Consider the following 16,632-nt stretch of genomic DNA (forward strand, 5'->3'; position numbering starts at 1 on the left):
GTCTCCGGCCATTTTCATTGCGGCGCCCTGCTCTGCCGATCAGTAGATTTCCGGCACGATCATGGAATCGGGCACCGGATGGCGCTCGTAATCCTCATGGCGTTCGCGCTCGGGCAGTTGCACGGGCGGATGCGGCACTTCCGCGTAAGGCATCTGCTGCAGCAGATGGCTGATGCAGTTCAGGCGGGCCTTCTTCTTGTCCACCGCCTGCACGATCCACCATGGCGCTTCCGGAATGTGGGTGCGTTCCAGCATCACTTCCTTGGCCTTGGTGTATTCCTCCCAGCGGCGGCGCGATTCCAGGTCCATGGGGCTCAGCTTCCACTGCTTGAGCGGATCGTGGATGCGCGAGAGGAAGCGCAGGTGCTGCTCTTCATCGGTGATCGAGAACCAGTACTTGATGACCTGGATGCCGGCACGCGTGAGCATGCGTTCGAACTCGGGCACCGAGCGGAAGAATTCCTCGTATTGCTCGTCGGTACAGAAACCCATCACGCGCTCCACACCCGCACGGTTGTACCAGCTGCGGTCAAACAGCACGATCTCGCCGGCTGCCGGCAGGTGCGATACATAGCGCTGGAAATACCATTGCGTGCGTTCGCGGTCATTGGGTGCCGGCAGCGCCGCCACGCGGGCCACGCGCGGGTTCAGGCGCTGGGTGATGCGCTTGATGACACCGCCCTTGCCGGCCGCATCGCGTCCCTCGAAGACGATCACCACCTTGTGGCCGGTCTGCACCACCCAGTCCTGCAGCTTGACCAGTTCGCCCTGCAGGCGGAACAGTTCGCGGAAATACAGGCGGCGGTATTCCTTTTCCTCGCTGCCGTGGGCGCTGGAAAATTCGCCGGTGACCGGATCGACGGTGCGGTCTTCCAGCTCCAGTTCCATTTCTTCATCGTAGCTGTCGGCCAGTTCGCGGTGAACGCGCTTGACCAGTTCTTCCTTATCCATCATGTCCTCGTATCCAAGATAAAGTGGCGAACGCTGCACTCCCCTTCGCCTGAAAAGTGCGTGACAACATACCTGCCCATTGTGACCAAGACATGACAGGCCGATAACATCAAAATCAAAGCCTGCCTGCGCTGGCGCATGCGCCTCCATCCTGCGCCATCTGGCGGGAAAGCGCCATGATGCCGCACAGAACCAGCCGGGCGAAAATACGCTATAGTCCCGAAAACGATTCCGGCATAACAGCATGACACTTACAGAACTCAAATACATCGTGGCCGTCGCGCGGGAAAAGCATTTCGGCCATGCAGCAGAAGCTTGTTTCGTCGCCCAGCCCACGCTGTCGGTGGCCATCAAGAAACTGGAAGATGAGCTGGGCGTGGTCATCTTCGAGCGCGGCGGCACCGAGGTCTCGGTCACGCCGCTGGGCGCGCAGATCGTGGCCCAGGCCGAGCGCGTGCTGGAACAGACCGCCGCCATCAAGGAAATCGCCAACCAGAACAAGGATCCGCTTTCCGGTCCCTTGCGCCTGGGCATCATCTACACGATTGGTCCCTACCTGCTGCCTTCGCTGGTCAAGACCATGATCGAGCGCGTGCCGCAGATGCCGCTGATCCTGCAGGAGAATTTCACCACGCGCCTGATCGAACTGCTGCGCCAGGGTGAACTCGATGCGGCCATCATGGCCCTGCCCTTCCCCGAGCACGGACTGAATGTGCTGCCGCTCTACGATGAAGAATTCATGGTGGCATTGCCGCGCCAGCACAAGTGGGCCGAGCGCAAGGAAATCGATGCCCGTGAACTCAAGAGCGAGACCATGCTGTTGCTGGGCAATGGCCACTGCTTCCGCGACCAGGTGCTGGAAGTCTGCCCGGAGATGTCGCGCTTCTCCACCAATGGCGATGGCATCGCCCGCACCTTCGAAGGCTCGTCACTGGAGACCATCCGTCACATGGTGTCTTCCGGCATCGGCGTGACGGTGCTGCCACGCGCCTCCATTCCCGATACCGATACGCGCGAAGGCATGGTGCGCTATGTGCCCTTCGTGGCGCCGGCCCCCTCGCGCCGCGTGGTCATCGCCTGGCGCAAGAGCTTTACGCGGCAGGCGGCCATCGATGCCGTGCATCAGGCGGTGCTGGCGTGCAAGCTCAATGGTGTTCAGATGCTCACCGAAGAGTCGGCCAGCGCGGCCTGATCCCTGCGCGAGCTTGCAAGCAAAACGGGCCTCGCCATTGCGAGGCCCGTTTCGTTTCCCACTGTGGGAAACGATGATCGTCAGGCGATGCGATGGGTGCTCTTCACATCAAACCAATGCACATCCCCCGCCCCGAACGACGCCCCGATGCGCTGACCGGTGCTGACCGGCACATTGGCCGGGCAACGCAGCACCAGCGATTGCCCGCCGCAGCGCGCATGCACCAGCAATTCCGCACCCAGCGCTTCGACCAGCTCCACCTCCAGTGACAGCTGCGCAGCCGAGCCGTCGAGGATGGGCAGCAGGTGTTCCGGGCGCACGCCCAGGATGCGCTCCTGGCCGGCCGCACCGGTCACCGGCTGCGGCAGGCGCACGGTAGCGGTGGCCTCGCCCCTGCTGGCCTCGAAGCTGGCCCCGTCGGCCGACAGGCTGCCCTGCAGCAAATTCATCGGCGGTGAACCGATGAAACTGGCCACGAAGGTGGTGGCCGGACGGGCATAGACTTCAGCCGGGGTGCCGATCTGTTCGGCCACGCCGCGATTCATCACGATCATCCGCTGGCCCAGGGTCATGGCCTCGACCTGGTCGTGGGTCACATAGAGGCTGGTGGTGCGCAGGCTGGCATGCAGCTTCTGGATTTCCAGCCGCATCTGCACGCGCAGCTTGGCGTCCAGGTTGGAGAGCGGTTCGTCGAAGAGGAACACGGCGGGCTTGCGCACGATGGCGCGGCCCATGGCCACGCGCTGGCGCTGGCCACCGGAAAGCTGGCGCGGCGTGCGTTCCAGCAGCGCGCCCAGTTCCAGGATGGCGGCGGCACGCTGCACGCGCTCGTCGATCTCGGTCTTGGACAGGCCCTGGATCTTCAGGCCATACGCCATGTTCTGGTACACCGTCATGTGCGGATACAGCGCATAGTTCTGGAACACCATGGCGATGTCGCGTTCCTTGGGTTCCAGGTCATTGACCACGCGCTTGCCGATGACGATCTGTCCGCTGCTGACTTCTTCCAGCCCGGCGACCATGCGCAGCAGCGTGGATTTGCCGCAGCCCGAGGGCCCGACCATGACGATGAATTCGCCATCGGCGATGTCGGCATCGATGCCATGGATCACGTCGACCGCCTTGGTGCCGGCACCATAGGCCTTGCGGACTTGCTTGAGATGGATTGCTGCCATGATTGTCAGTCTCTAACTCTCGGAATGATATAAATTATTTCTCGGAATCAACCAGGCCCTTGACGAACCATTTCTGCATGACCACCACCACCAGTCCGGGCGGGAGCATGGCCAGGATCATGGTGGCCATCACCAGGTTCCACTCCACCGCCGAATCACCGCCGGAGATCAGCGTCTTGATGCCGATGCCGATGGGATACATGCTGGTGTCGGTGGCGATGATGAGCGGCCACAGGTACTGGTTCCAGCCATAGATGAACATGATCACGAACAGCGCGATGACGTTGGTGCGCGACAGCGGCCACAGCACATCCTTGAGGAAGCGCAGCGGCCCGGCCCCATCGATGCGCGCGGCTTCGGCCAGTTCATCGGGCACCGTCAGGAAGAACTGGCGGAACAGGAAGGTGGCGGTCGCCGAGGCGATCAGCGGTACGCTCAAGCCCGCATAGCTGTTGAGCATGCCGAGATCGGACACCACCTGATAGGTCGGCGTGATACGCACTTCCACCGGCAGCATCAGCGTGACGAAGATCATCCAGAAGAACAGCCCGCGCCCCGGAAAACGGAAATACACGATGGCAAAGGCTGACAGCATGGAGATGGAGATCTTGCCGATGGCGATGATGAGCGCCGTGGCCAGGCTCACCCACAGCATGTTGAGCACGGGCGGTGCGGTCACCTGCCCGGCCGCGCCCTTGAAGAGCACGGCGCTGTAGTTGTTGATGAATTCCCCGCCCGGCACCAGCGACAGCGGCGACAGGGCCGACTGCTCGGCAGTCTGCGTGCTGGCCACGAAGGCGACATACAGCGGGAAGAACACGATCAGCACACCCAGCACCAGGACCACGTGGCTGAGGAAATCGAGGACGGGACGGCGTTCGATCATGCGGCCACCTCTGCAGTGAGGAAGATCAGGAAAGCGTTCATGGCGACGGGCTTCATGCGTATTGCACCTTCTTTTCAACGTACTTGAACTGCACCACGGTCAGCAGGATCACCAGTGCCATGAGCACCACCGATTGCGCCGCCGAGCCGCCCAGGTCGCCGCCCTTGAAGCCATCGGTGAAGACCTTGTAGACCAGGATCTCGGTATCCTTGCCGGGACCGCCGTGGGTAGTGGCGTCGACGATGACGAAAGTATCGAAGAAGGCATAGACCACGTTGACCACGAACAGGAAGAAGGTGGTCGGCGAGATCAGCGGGAAGACGATGGTGAAGAAGCGCTTGACCGGACCCGCACCATCGATGGCGGCCGCTTCGATGAGCGACTTGGGAATCGATTGCAGGCCGGCCAGGAAGAACAGGAAGTTGTAGCTGATCTGCTTCCAGATGGCGGCAATGACGATGAGGATCATGGCGTGCGTGCCATTGATCATGTAATCCCACGGCAAACCCAGCCAGGCCAGCACATGCGAGAGGATGCCCAGCGAGGGACTCAGCAGGAACATCCACAGCACCCCCACCACCACCGGCGAGACCGCATAAGGCCAGATCAGGAAGGTCTTGTAGACCGAAGCGCCCCGGCGCACGCGGTCGGCGAAGACCGCCAGCAGCAGCGAGAGCGCCAGCCCGAAGAAGGCCACCAGCGCAGAGAAGAGCGCAGTGGTGCGGAAGGATTCGAGATAGGTCGGATCGGCAAAGAGCGTCTTGAAATTGTCGAACCAGACGAATTCGGAATAGCCGCCGAAGGCATCCTGCAGCAGCATGGACTGATACAAGGCCTGGATGGCCGGCCAGAAAAAGAACAGCAAAGTGATGATGATCTGCGGTGCCACCAGCAGATAAGGCAACCACTTCGAAGTGAATCGCGCGCGTTTTTCCACGATCGTTCCAGCCAGGGATCGCCTGGCCGCAGAAGTTGAATGAATCGGAAACGGAGGTCAGCTTGCCGACATCCCAAAACGGAAGCCGGCGCTGCCCTCCGCGATCACGGAGTACAACGCCGGTTCCTGCCCCGTCACCGCGTTCAGGCGGGACGGGAGGTGTTGCTGATGAGACTTACTGGTTGCCCTTGTTGGCCTTCTCGAAGCGGGCCAGCAGTTCGTCGCCGCGCTTGACGGCGGAGTCCAGGGCTTCCTTGGCGGTCTTCTTGCCGGTCCAGACGTTTTCCAGTTCCTCGTCGAAGACGGTACGAACCTGGGCGTAATTGCCCAGGCGCAGGCCGCGCGACTTCTCGGTGGTCTTGACGATCATCTGCTTGACGGCGACGTCGGTGCCCGGGTTGCGCTCATAGAAACCGGAGCTCTTGGTGAGTTCGTAGGCGGCCTTGGTGACCGGCAGGTAGCCGGTGTCCTGGTGCCACTTGGCGGCCACTTCCGGCTTGGAGAGGTAGCTGAAGAACTTGGCCACGCCCTTGTACTCGTCGCTCTTCTTGCCGTTCATGACCCACAGCGAGGCACCGCCGATGACGGTGTTCTGCGGTGCGCCCTGCACGTCGTTGTAATACGGCAGGGTGGCCACGCCGAACTTGAACTTGGCGTTCTTGCGGATATCCGCATAGGCCGAGGACGAACCGGTGATGATGGCGCACTCGCCCGCATTGAACTTGGCATTGGCCTCGTCCTTGCGGCCGGCGTAGGTGAAGTAGCCCTGCTTGGCCCAGTTCGACAGGTTCTCGATGTGGCGCACGTGCAGCGGGCTGTTCATCTTCAGACGGGCATCGAGGCCGCCGAAGCCGTTGTTCTTGGTGGCCAGCTCAACGTTGTGCCAGGTTGAAAACGATTCCAAATGCACCCAGGATTGCCAGGTCGTGGTGTAAGCACACGATGCACCGCTGGCCTTGATCTTGGCGGCCATGCCGACGAATTCCTGCCAAGTGACGGGCGGCTTTTCGGGATCCAGGCCGGCCTTGGCGAACATGTCCTTGTTGTAGAACATGATGGTGGTGGAGCTGTTGAAGGGGAAGGACATCATGCCCTTCGGGGTCGAGTAGTAACCGGCCACCGCAGGCACGTAGGCGTTCTGGTCGAACTTCTCGCCAGCCTGCTGCATCACTTCATACACCGGCTTGACCGCGCCCTTGGCGTAGATCATGGTGGCGGTGCCCACTTCGAACACCTGCAGGATGCTGGGCGCATTGCCGGCACGATAGGCGGCGATGGCAGCCGACATCGATTCGTCGTAGGTCCCCTTGTAGACCGGCACGATCTTGTAATCGCCCTGGGTCTTGTTGAAGTCGTCGGCCAGGGCATTGACGCGTTCGCCCAGGGCGCCGGTCATGGAATGCCACCAGGTGATCTCGGTTGCAGCGAAGGCAGAGGAAGTGATCGTCGCCAGGACACCGGTCGCGATCAGCGTTTTCATCATGTTCATCAGAGGGGACCTCTCGAAAAAAGGGGGTTTGATGCTAACAACGCTCCATGACAGCCGCGTTACATTAGCCGTCCTGCCGGCTTTGGGCAAAAGAAATGCATGTGGCCGTGCAGCACGAAACCCGGGGGATGTCTCGGAAAATAAGAATTCGTTTTTATAAGTTCTGCTGATGTGTAGCACACCGCATCCACTGTCAGTACTTTGTCAGCTCATCAGCAAACAAGCCTTGAAAAGCACGACAGTGCGGAAACGGCGACGCGAATTATAATGCGGACTTTCGATTTTGCGGACATTCCATGGACAGGCTCAGGCTATACGCGCTGCTGGTGCGCGCCCACAAACCCATCGGCATCCTGCTCTTGCTGTGGCCCACGCTCATTGCGCTGTGGCTGGCCTCGGGCGGCGTTCCCGACTGGCGCATCCTGGTGATCTACGTGCTGGGTACGGTGCTGATGCGTTCGGCCGGCTGCGCCATCAACGACTATGCCGACCGCGACTTCGACCGGCACGTCAAGCGTACCGAACAGCGTCCCCTCACCTCCGGCAAGATCAAATCGTGGGAAGCGCTGATGGTGGCCGGGGTGCTGGCGCTGGTGTCCTTCCTGCTGATCCTGCCGCTCAATGCGCTGACGCTGCAACTGTCGGTGGCAGCCGTGATCATCGCGGGCAGCTATCCGTACTTCAAGCGTTTCTTCGCCATCCCCCAGGCTTACCTGGGCATCGCCTTCGGCTTCGGCATTCCCATGGGATTTGCCAGCGTGACCGGCAGCGTGCCGCTGGCGGCCTGGGTGCTGCTGGTGGCCAACATCTTCTGGGCCGTGGCCTATGACACCGAGTATGCGATGGTGGACCGGGACGACGACCTGAAGATCGGCATCAAGACCTCGGCCATCACCTTTGGCCGCTACGACGTTGCGGCCATCATGCTGTGCTACGTGGCGGCGCTGGCGCTGATCTGGGTGGTCGGCCTGCAATACGGACTGGGGCTGTGGTTCACGGTGGGCATGCTGGTGGCCTGCGGTTTTGCCGTATATCACTACACCCTGATCCGCGAGCGCGACCGCATGCGCTGCTTCGCGGCCTTCAACAACAACAACTGGCTGGGTGCGGCGATCTTCGCCGGTGTCGCGCTGGATTACCTGATGCGCTGATGCGCTGATGTGCTGATGCATTGATGACAGGCAGGCCCTGCGGCTGCCTGGCGAAAATTCAAAGGAAACGGGATGAAAGCGGAATTTTGGCTCGAACGCTGGCGCGATGGACGCACGCACTTTCACCAGTCGCGGGTGACGCCGCTGCTGCAGAAATACTGGCCGCAACTGGCGCTGCCGGCCGGCAGCACGGTGCTGGTGCCCTTGTGCGGCAAGTCGCTGGACATGCTGTGGCTGGCCGAACAGGGCCATCGCGTGCTGGGGGTGGAGTTGTCGGAACTGGCCATTACCCAGTTCTTCAGCGAACATCAACTGTCCCCGCTGGTGCATGACAGCGCGCAGGGCCGCCATTACGTGGCGGGACAGATCGAACTGATCTGCGGCGACATCTTCGCGCTGGAGGATGCCACCCTGGCCAGCTGTGCGGGTGCCTACGACCGCGCCGCCCTCATCGCCCTGCCCCCGGACATGCGTGCGCGCTACGTGGAAGAAATCTATGGACGGCTGCCAGCCCAGGCACGCAGCCTCCTGATCACGCTGGAATACGATCAGGAAAAAATGGAAGGCCCGCCGTTCTCGGTGGCCGAAGAAGAAGTGTTGCGCCTCTACGCATCGCATAGCGAGGCGGTGGCCATCGACCGGCGCGATATCCTGGAGAAGGAACCCAAGTTCATGGAGCGCGGATTGCGGGCGCTGGATACGGTGGTGTATCGCTTGCAGCGCAAGGGCTGAGCTTCCCTCAGACCTCAGCCGTCGTCCTCACCACCGTCACCCGGCTGATGAGGAACTCCCCCTCCACCACCACCCGAAACGGCACCCCGGCCACGTTGAATCCGGGGCCGCCCTCGTCGTCCCAGACCTGGGCTAACGCATCGAAGTCGCGCGGAGTCATCTGCAGCATCTGTGCGCTGATGACGAAGGTGGCGCCGGTCTTCTGCCGGCGCACGATGTCTTCCAGTTTGGCCATGTGAATTCCTGATTCTTGAGATGGCGTCAAGGGCGGCACGCGCAGATGCGCGGCCGCTGCCTCAACGCGCCGGCAGCAGCGCCATCACGTTGACCGGCTTGCCGTTGCGGCGGATTTCGAAATACAGCTTGACCTTGTTGGTATCGCTGTTGCCCATGGTGGCGATCTGCTGGCCGCGCGTGACCATCTGGCCTTCCTTGACCGTGATCGTCGCATTGTGCGCATACACCGACAGCAGCTGCGGCGTGTGCTTGATGATCACCATGTTGCCGTAGCCGCGAATGCCATGCCCGGCATACGTCACCTTGCCCGCTGCAGCGGCCACCACCGTCTGGCCCTGGGTACCGGTGATGTCGATGCCCTTCTTGTAGCTGTCAGCGCTGGGGGCGGACTTGCCCTGCGTGGGCCACATCCAGTCCAGCTTGGCATCGGCCGGGGCCGGGGCATCGTCATCATCTTGCGACTTGGGCGCTGGTTTGGCGGCGGGCTTGCCGGCATTCTTGCGCGGTGTGGTCTCCGCACCGGAAGAGGCGGACGCACGCGGCGTCTGCCCGGCGCCGGTACGGGCCACCACGCCAGCCGGCGGGCGCACCAGGATGCGCTGGCCGACTTCGAGGTCATCCGGATTGCGCAGGCGGTTCCAGGTGCGCAGGTTGGCCGGGCTCTGGTCGAAGTCGCGGCCGATGCTGTAGAGCGTGTCGCCGCGCTTGACCGTGTAATAGCCCTCGCTGTCGGCCGTGGAGGCGCAACCGGACAGCAGCAGCACGGAAGCCAGCGGCAAGGCCGCCAGCAGGCCCAGGAAGCGGTCAGCCTGTCCCATCAGGCCTTGCCGAACTCGTCGCCCAGCTCCTTGCTGCGATGGGCGGCGGCTTGCAGGGCCTGCACGATGGCCCCCTTCACGCCCGATTGCTCCAGGCTGGTCAGCGCGGCATAGGTGGTGCCGCCCTTGGAGGTCACGCGCTCGCGCAGCGTGGCCACGGATTCATCGGAGCGGCGCGCCAGTTCGGTGGCACCGGCGAAGGTCGCCTTGGCCAGTTGCAGGCCGTCTTCCGGCGACAGGCCCAGCTGGGCCGCTGCCTGCTCCATCGCTTCGAGGAAGTAGAACACGTAGGCCGGGCCGCTGCCGGAGACGGCGGTGACGGCGTCGAGCTTTTCTTCGCTGTCCAGCCACAGGGTCTCGCCCACGGCCTTGAGGATGGAATCGGCCTGCGCGCGCTGCAGGGTCGAGACCTGCGCATGCGGTACCACGCCCGAGATGCCCTTGCCGATCAGGGCCGGGGTATTGGGCATCGCGCGCACGATGGCCTGGTGGCCGTCCAGCCAGCGCGACAGGTCCACCATGCGGATGCCGGCGGCAATCGAGACGATCAGTTGGGCCCCGATGAAGGGCTTCAAGCTGGCCACCACCTCGCGCATCTGCTGCGGCTTGACCGCCAGCACCACCACGTCCGCGTTGGCGAGGGTGCCATCGATGGACTGCGCGGTCGTCACACCGAACTTGTCCTTGAGCGCCTGCAGCGCATCGGCATTGAGATCGACCACGTGGATGTCTTCTGCCGCCGCGACCTTGCCGGCCAGTCCGCCGATCAATGCCGCTGCCATGTTGCCGCCGCCGATGAACGCTATCTTCACTTCCGCTCCTTGTGTCTTGTGTTGAGGCTTGATGATTGGGTAAAAAACTTCACAGGGGCCAAATCGCGTGGCCCCTCACGGGCCATCACGCGTAATGCCGCGCCCCGAAGATGGCACTGCCGACCCGCACAATGGTGGCCCCTTCGGCCACCGCTGCCTCCAGGTCGGCCGACATGCCCATGGACAGAGTGTCCAACGGCAGTCCGACTGTGCGCAATTGTTCATACAGGCCGCGAACCGCCGCAAAGGCGGCGCGCTGTTGCTTCATATCGTCGCTGGGGGCCGGTATCGCCATCAGGCCACGCAGGCGCAGCCGGGGCAATTGCGCCACCTGGGCCGCGACCTCGGGCAATTCCTCCGGGGTCAGGCCGCTCTTGCTGGCTTCGGCGCTGATGTTGACCTGCAGACAAATGTTAAGTGCGCCCAGTTCCTCAGGCCGCTGTTCCGACAGGCGCTGGGCGATCTTGAGACGGTCCACCGAATGCACCCAGTCGAAGTGCTCGGCGATGGCCCGGGTCTTGTTGCTCTGGATGGGGCCGATGAAATGCCATTCCAGTGGCGTATCCGGCACCAGGGCGGGCAGCGCGGCGATCTTGTCGAGCGCTTCCTGCAAATAATTTTCGCCAAAGGCGCGCTGGCCGGCGGCCACTGCTTCGGCCACCGCCTCCGGTCCAAAGGTCTTGGAAACGGCCAGCAGTTGCACCGAGGATGGAGCCCGCCCGGCCTGGCCGGCAGCCTGGGCGATCTGTTGTTGCACGTGTTGCAAGTGTTGAGCGATTGACGACATAATCCGGGAGCCGGAAGGGGCAGCCTGCAGGGAGATAACGATATTGTTGGTCCAACCTTGCCGGGATTATAAATGGACATTGCCACCCTACTGGCATTTGCCGTCAGGAATCAGGCTTCCGATCTGCATCTTTGTGCGGGGCTGCCCCCCTTGCTGCGGGTCCACGGGGCCATTCGCCGCATCAACCTGCAGCCGCTGGACGGCGCTCACCTGCAGCAATCCCTGCTGGCGGTGATGCCCGCGCCCCTGCAGCCGCACTACCGCGCCGGGACCGATTGCGACTTCGCCCTGGCGCTGCCGGGACTGGGCCGCTTCCGCATCCACGCCTTCCACCAGCAACGCGGCCCGGCCGCCGCCATCCGCCCGCTGGGCCAGCAGCCGCCGGCACTGGCCGAGTTGCACGCACCGCCCGCCTGTGCCGAACTGGCCACCCGCCCGCATGGCCTGGTGCTGGTGAGCGGACCGACCGGGTCGGGCAAGAGCAGCACGCTGGCGGCCATGGCCAGGCTCATCAATGAGACGCGCCCGGTCCACATCCTCACCCTCGAAGATCCCATTGAATTCCTGCACACGCCCTGTCGCGCCCTGGTCAGCCAGCGCGAGATCGGCACCCACGTCGCCAGCTTCGCGCAGGCCCTGCGGGCGGCGCTGCGCGAGGATCCGGATGTCTTGCTGGTCGGCGAGCTGCGTGACACGGAGACCATCCGCCTGGCTCTGACCGCCGCCGAGACCGGCCATCTGGTGCTGGCCACACTGCATGCGGCCTCGGCCGCGCGCGCCGTGGATCGCATCATCGATGCCTTCCCCGAAGGCGAGAAGGACACCGCGCGCGCCCTGCTGGCCGAGGCACTGCAGGGCGTGGTCGCCCAGATCCTGGTGCCGGCCGCTGACGGTGCCGCAAGGGTGGCGGCCCATGAAGTGCTGGTGGCCACGGCGGCGGTGCGCAACCTCATCCGCGAGGGACGCAGTGCGCAACTGCTTTCGGCCATGCAGGCCGGTGCCGCGCAGGGCATGCAGACACTGCAGGCGAGCCTGTCGCTGCTGGTGCAACAGGGCCGCATCAGTGCGGCGAGCGCACGCGAACACGGCCTGCAGGCCTGATCCCCGGTACGGGCGGCCCCGAGCAAGCCCGCCCGCAGCGGTTTAGAATGGCGGCCACACCGATGCTAGCCTCAAGGAACGATCCATGACCACTCTCTACGATTTCCAGCCCAAGCTGGCCGACCAGACGCCCTTCCCGCTGGAACAGCTGCGCGGCAAGGTGCTGCTCATCGTCAATACCGCCAGCAAGTGCGGCTTCACCCCGCAATACAACGGCCTGGAAGCCATCCATCGCCAGTTCCACGCACGCGGGCTGGAAGTGATGGGCTTCCCCTGCAACCAGTTCGGGGCGCAGGAGCCGGGCAATGCCGAGGAAATCGGTGCCTTCTGCGAAAAGAATTACGGCGTGAGCTTTCCGCTGTTCGCCAAGATCGATGTCAATGGCGACCAGGCCGATCCGCTCTACCAGTACCTGAAGAAGGAAGCACCGGGCCTCCTGGGCAGCAAGGCCATCAAATGGAATTTCACCAAGTTCCTGGTGCGCCGTGACGGCACCGTCTTCAAGCGCTATGCGCCGCAGACGCGCCCTGAGGAAATGATTTCCGATATCGAAACGCTGCTGGCCGAATAAGTCACTCCCCTCTTCATGCCGGCCAGCAGCCCTCGTGCAGCTCGCGCCCGGCAGCGGCCAACGCAGCCGGCATGAAATACGCATGGGCCATCAGCAAGCGGCCCGGCTGCGCAGGGTCCGGCGCTTCAAGCTCCACCTCGATCTCCTGCCGCGTGTAGAGCACCGGCACTTCCTCGAAGCGGTCCAGCTGCGCCATCATGGTCTCGGGCACTTCCCACACTTCACCGGCGATGCGGCACGGCCCCTGCTCCCACACCAGCGCCGGATAATGCGGCAAGGCCACCAGCCGCCAGCACTGCACGCTGCGGGCCGGGGCCACGAACTGCGCACCATCCATCATGAAAGCATTGGATTGCCCGCGCTTGAGCGAACCATAGACGAACACCTTGGGCACAGCTTCTCTCCTGCAAAGCGCCGTGCAGCCCGCCGTTACGGCAATGCACGGATGATCTGGTAAGCCGCGTCGTGCACCGGCACGAAGTGGGTGGCACGCAGGTTGTCCAGGGCCAGCTTCACGCGCAGCGCGTTCTTGTCCAGGAACACTTCGCGGATCTTGTTGCGGATATCGGCGCACAGCTGGCCCCGATAGACGAAGGGGTCGAAAGGAATCGGCCCCGAACGCCATAGTACCCGCACATCGCTCTTCTTGAGTTGGCCGTCGCTGATCATGCGCGAGAGATTGGTACTGGCCACGAAAGCCGCATCGGCATTGTGGTTCAGCACGGCCATGACCGATTTCTCATGATTGCCTGAATAGCCGATGCGCGAGAAATACTGGTCGAACTGCAGCTTGTACTGGCGCGCAAAGAGGTGGCGCGGGATCAGCGCGCCGGACGTGCTGTCGGGATCGGCCAGCGCCAGCACCTTGCCCCTGAGCGAGGCCACGCTGTCATACGGTCCCTGCTGGCGCGTGATCAGCAGCGCGTAATACACCGACGACACGCCGCCCTGCGCCGCAAAATTGGGCTCCACCTGCTCCATCGAAGCAAAAGGCGTAATCTGCGGATCGCCCTTGCGCGCCGTCACGTAGGACGCCGGCCCCAGCCGCGCGACATCGATGGCGCCGGCGATCAGTCCTTCGATGACCCCGCCGTAGGAGGTCGGGATGATCACGTCCACCGGCATCTTCAACCGTTCGCGCAATTCTTCCACCAGCGGTGCCAGGGCCGATTGCTGGTCGACGTCGCGCCCCTGCGGCACGAAGGAAAAGCGCAGCCGCTGCGGCCGTTCACAGGCGCTGCGGTTGGCGGCCAGCGACGGCAGGGCCAACAGCAGGCAGCAGAGCGCACCAACGGCCAGGGACAGGGAAGCGATGCGGGTCATCATGAGAAATCGAAGCTGCCTTTCTGCAGGAGCGGCACCAGCTGGGCGGCGGCGACCGGGCGTTGCAGATAGAACCCCTGCACTTCGTCGCACCCCATCAGCTTGAGGTGCATGAGTTGTTCACGGGTTTCCACGCCTTCGGCCACCACCTTCAAGCCGAGATTGCGGGCCAGCGTGACAGTGGAAGCGACGATCATGCCGTCGCTGTTGTCGTTGCGGATGTCGCGCACGAAGGAGCGATCGATCTTGAGCGCATACACCGGAAGCGCCTTGATGTGGCTGAGGCTGGAATAGCCGGTGCCGTAGTCATCCAGGTAAATGCGCAGCCCCTCGTCGCGCAGTTTTTCCAGGGTCTGGCGCGCCTGTTCCAGGTCGGCGATGAAGCAGCTCTCGGTGACCTCGATCTCCAGCCAATGCGCGCTCAGCTGATGGCGCTGCAGGGATTCGCGCACGGTGGCGATGAGGCGCTCGTCATTCAATTGCTTGGCCGAGACATTGATGGCCACCGGCACCAGCGGCAGCCCGTCGGCACGCCATTGCGCCAGTTGCCGGCAGACTGCCTCGATGATCCAGTGGCCCAGCGGCTGGACCAGGTCATGCGTTTCGGCCAGACCAATGAATTCGCCGGGAAAGATCAGGCCATGCTCGGGATGCTGCCAGCGGATCAGCGCTTCCATGCCGACCACGCTATAGTCCTGCAGCGCCACCTTGGGCTGGTAGTGCAGGCAGAATTCGTTTTCCTTGAGGGCCTGGCGGAAGCGTCCCAGCAACTCCAGCCCGCGCACCGCAATCGCATTGAGCGAGGCATCGTAGAAACGATAGAGGCCGCTGCCAGCGCTCTTGGCGGTGTACATGGCCGAGTCGGCATTGGTCATCAGCGTGGTGATGCTCTGGCCATCGCGCGGATACAGCGCGATGCCGATGCTGGGCGCGGTTTCGACATCGCAGCCCAGCAGATCGGGATACGGTGCGCGCAGGGTTTCGACCAGCTTGTCGGCGATCTCGGCAACCACTTCCTCGCTGCGGATCTCGGACACCAGCACCACGAATTCATCGCCGCCCAGCCGCGCCACCAGGTCGTATTCGCGCACGGCCGCGCGCAGGCGGCGTGCCACTTCCTGCAGCAGGGCGTCTCCCACGGCATGGCCGAGCGTGTCGTTGATGAGTTTGAACTTGTCGAGATCGAGGAAGAACAGCGCGTACAGGTTGCGGCTGCGCCGCGCCCGCGAGAGTTCGGTGGCGGCCAGCTCGTAGAACAGCATGCGGTTGGGGATGCCGGTCAGGTAATCGTGCGAGGCGAGCTGGTAGGCGCGGCTCTTTTCCTGTTCCAGCTGCTGGATCAGGCCGCTCTTCTCGCGCTCGGAATACAGCAGTTGCTCGTACAGGAAACGGCGACGGTGGGCCATCGCGATCAGGCCGCCCGAGAGCACCACCACCAGCAGCGAGATCAGGATGGCCTGCAGGTAATACTGCCGGTGCGCCGGCCACAGCTTGCCCAGCAATACCTGCTGGTCGCGGCTGACCACCACCGCCAGCGGGTAATGCGCCAGCCGGCGCTGCACGCCCACATGCTGGGCCGCATCACCCGGACGCAGTGCATGGATGAGGCCATCGCCCTTGCCGGTGAGCAGGAAGGTGGCGTACTCCTGCCCGGCGTAGTTGGAGCCGCCCGAGAGGATGCCCCCGGCCAGCTCGGCCAGTTGCAGCCCGGCGGTGTTGATGATCTCGATACGGCTGGCACCATCGACGCTGACCTCTTCATAGGTCTTGAGGAAATAGCCGAGATCGAGAATGGCGGCGAAGAATCCCTGCAGCGTTCCCTTGCCATCCTGCAGCGGAATGAGCAGCGGCACGCGCCAGCTGTAGCCGTCGCGGTTCAGGGGCGGCTTGATGATCATCTGGTTCTGTTCACCGGTACTGGTCAGCGTACTCATGAAACCGGCATTGATGAGACGGCTCAGTTCCGGCTCGCTCTTCTGGCGTGCCGAGGAATAGACCAGCCGTCCGCGCGCATCGAACATGGCCACACGCAGGTAGGCCGAATCGCCATTGAAGAGCGGATTGAAATACGCCGAGGATGATTGCTCGCCATTGAGCATGGACTGCCCGATGCGCGAATACAGCAGGGTCTTGCCCAGCACTTCATCCAGATTGGCCGAGACGATGGCGGCCACGTTGCGGCTGTCGGCCACCGAGCCGGCGATGGCCAGCTGTTTTTCATTCTCGATGCGGATCAGCGTGAAATACCACAGCAGCGACAACGCGCCGGCGGCGAGCAGCACCATCCCCGCCGACACGCCCCTGCCCGCGAGCAGTCTGGTCAGCAGCCCTTGTGGCTCGAACGATAACGGCTTACGCAATCCCCACCCGCCTGATCATGGTGCCGAGACCGGCACCTTCGCTTGTCCCTTTTTGACTGGCTGAGGGTAGCGGGCATTTATTTCAAGTGAATGACAAACGCACGAGCATT

At 63.2% G+C, this 16,632-nt stretch carries 17 protein-coding genes; 5 read left to right on the top strand and 12 right to left on the bottom strand.

The genetic code is table 11. The annotated features are described in order from the left end of the window. Window positions 1-39: 39 nt before the first annotated feature. Entirely contained in the window at window positions 40-951 is a 912-nt protein-coding gene (gene ppk2 / locus J2X56_RS11375; RefSeq protein WP_034341306.1) for a polyphosphate kinase 2, read from the bottom strand. Window positions 952-1,195: 244 nt separating this feature from the next. Here ppk2 and J2X56_RS11380 point away from each other — a divergent pair, with 244 nt between their 5' ends. After that, window positions 1,196-2,143: a LysR substrate-binding domain-containing protein gene (locus J2X56_RS11380; RefSeq protein WP_121043749.1), complete on the top strand. Its 948-nt coding sequence runs from the start codon at window positions 1,196-1,198 to the stop codon at window positions 2,141-2,143. Window positions 2,144-2,223: 80 nt separating this feature from the next. On the opposite strand, the gene J2X56_RS11385 is transcribed toward J2X56_RS11380, so the two are convergent. The 4 genes from J2X56_RS11385 to ugpB all read right to left on the bottom strand — a co-directional run bounded on the left by J2X56_RS11385 (window position 2,224) and on the right by ugpB (window position 6,630). Next, complete coding sequence (locus J2X56_RS11385) at window positions 2,224-3,318, bottom strand: sn-glycerol-3-phosphate import ATP-binding protein UgpC (RefSeq protein ID WP_310160342.1); 1,095 nt, start codon at window positions 3,316-3,318, stop codon at window positions 2,224-2,226. A gap of 34 nt (window positions 3,319-3,352) precedes the next feature. Beyond that, the gene (gene ugpE / locus J2X56_RS11390) at window positions 3,353-4,204 is read right to left on the bottom strand and encodes a sn-glycerol-3-phosphate ABC transporter permease UgpE (RefSeq protein ID WP_034341291.1); all 852 of its coding nucleotides are present in this window, start codon (window positions 4,202-4,204) and stop codon (window positions 3,353-3,355) included. 52 nt (window positions 4,205-4,256) lie between these two features. Further along, window positions 4,257-5,141 carry a sn-glycerol-3-phosphate ABC transporter permease UgpA gene (gene ugpA, locus J2X56_RS11395; protein WP_088755676.1) on the bottom strand — a complete coding sequence of 295 codons (885 nt, stop codon included), beginning with the start codon at window positions 5,139-5,141 and terminating at the stop codon, window positions 4,257-4,259. Between the two features lie 175 nt (window positions 5,142-5,316). Next, window positions 5,317-6,630: a sn-glycerol-3-phosphate ABC transporter substrate-binding protein UgpB gene (gene ugpB, locus J2X56_RS11400; RefSeq protein ID WP_121043755.1), complete on the bottom strand. Its 1,314-nt coding sequence runs from the start codon at window positions 6,628-6,630 to the stop codon at window positions 5,317-5,319. 296 nt (window positions 6,631-6,926) lie between these two features. On the opposite strand from ugpB, the gene ubiA reads away from it, so the two are divergent. Next, complete coding sequence (ubiA, locus tag J2X56_RS11405) at window positions 6,927-7,781, top strand: 4-hydroxybenzoate octaprenyltransferase (RefSeq protein WP_121043758.1); 855 nt, start codon at window positions 6,927-6,929, stop codon at window positions 7,779-7,781. Window positions 7,782-7,853: 72 nt separating this feature from the next. Then, window positions 7,854-8,513, top strand: coding sequence for a thiopurine S-methyltransferase (locus J2X56_RS11410; RefSeq protein WP_121043761.1), 660 nt, complete (start codon window positions 7,854-7,856; stop codon window positions 8,511-8,513). 7 nt (window positions 8,514-8,520) lie between these two features. Here the strand turns inward: J2X56_RS11410 and J2X56_RS11415 are convergent, their stop codons facing one another. The 4 genes from J2X56_RS11415 to J2X56_RS11430 all read right to left on the bottom strand — a co-directional run bounded on the left by J2X56_RS11415 (window position 8,521) and on the right by J2X56_RS11430 (window position 11,167). Next, window positions 8,521-8,748 carry a hypothetical protein gene (locus J2X56_RS11415; protein WP_088755680.1) on the bottom strand — a complete coding sequence of 76 codons (228 nt, stop codon included), beginning with the start codon at window positions 8,746-8,748 and terminating at the stop codon, window positions 8,521-8,523. A 61-nt stretch (window positions 8,749-8,809) separates the two neighbouring features. Next, window positions 8,810-9,568, bottom strand: coding sequence for a peptidoglycan DD-metalloendopeptidase family protein (locus J2X56_RS11420; RefSeq protein WP_121043764.1), 759 nt, complete (start codon window positions 9,566-9,568; stop codon window positions 8,810-8,812). Continuing rightward, window positions 9,568-10,380 carry a pyrroline-5-carboxylate reductase gene (gene proC, locus J2X56_RS11425; protein WP_121043767.1) on the bottom strand — a complete coding sequence of 271 codons (813 nt, stop codon included), beginning with the start codon at window positions 10,378-10,380 and terminating at the stop codon, window positions 9,568-9,570. The genes J2X56_RS11420 and proC overlap by 1 nt, the downstream gene beginning before the upstream one ends. An 85-nt stretch (window positions 10,381-10,465) precedes the next feature. After that, window positions 10,466-11,167, bottom strand: coding sequence for a YggS family pyridoxal phosphate-dependent enzyme (locus J2X56_RS11430; protein WP_134136587.1), 702 nt, complete (start codon window positions 11,165-11,167; stop codon window positions 10,466-10,468). A 72-nt stretch (window positions 11,168-11,239) separates the two neighbouring features. On the opposite strand from J2X56_RS11430, the gene J2X56_RS11435 reads away from it, so the two are divergent. After that, a complete protein-coding gene (locus J2X56_RS11435) occupies window positions 11,240-12,268 on the top strand; it encodes a type IV pilus twitching motility protein PilT (protein ID WP_134136586.1) in 1,029 nt (342 codons plus the stop codon). 85 nt (window positions 12,269-12,353) lie between these two features. Continuing rightward, a complete protein-coding gene (locus J2X56_RS11440; protein ID WP_039786962.1) occupies window positions 12,354-12,839 on the top strand; it encodes a glutathione peroxidase in 486 nt (161 codons plus the stop codon). Between the two features lie 13 nt (window positions 12,840-12,852). Here J2X56_RS11440 and J2X56_RS11445 read toward each other — a convergent pair whose 3' ends face one another. The 3 genes from J2X56_RS11445 to J2X56_RS11455 are packed head-to-tail and all read right to left on the bottom strand — an operon-like array spanning window position 12,853 to window position 16,447. Then, window positions 12,853-13,233, bottom strand: a complete 381-nt coding sequence (locus J2X56_RS11445; RefSeq protein ID WP_121043776.1) for a gamma-glutamylcyclotransferase — start codon at window positions 13,231-13,233, stop codon at window positions 12,853-12,855. Between the two features lie 35 nt (window positions 13,234-13,268). Further along, window positions 13,269-14,165 (bottom strand): phosphate/phosphite/phosphonate ABC transporter substrate-binding protein, encoded by an 897-nt coding sequence (locus J2X56_RS11450; protein ID WP_121043779.1) that lies wholly within the window; start codon window positions 14,163-14,165, stop codon window positions 13,269-13,271. Continuing rightward, window positions 14,162-16,447, bottom strand: a complete 2,286-nt coding sequence (locus J2X56_RS11455) for an EAL domain-containing protein (RefSeq protein WP_134136584.1) — start codon at window positions 16,445-16,447, stop codon at window positions 14,162-14,164. The genes J2X56_RS11450 and J2X56_RS11455 overlap by 4 nt, the downstream gene beginning before the upstream one ends. Window positions 16,448-16,632 lie beyond the last annotated feature (185 nt).

The organism is Herbaspirillum sp. 1173 (assembly GCF_031455335.1).
Classification (GTDB): Bacteria; Pseudomonadota; Gammaproteobacteria; order Burkholderiales; family Burkholderiaceae_D; genus Herbaspirillum; species Herbaspirillum huttiense.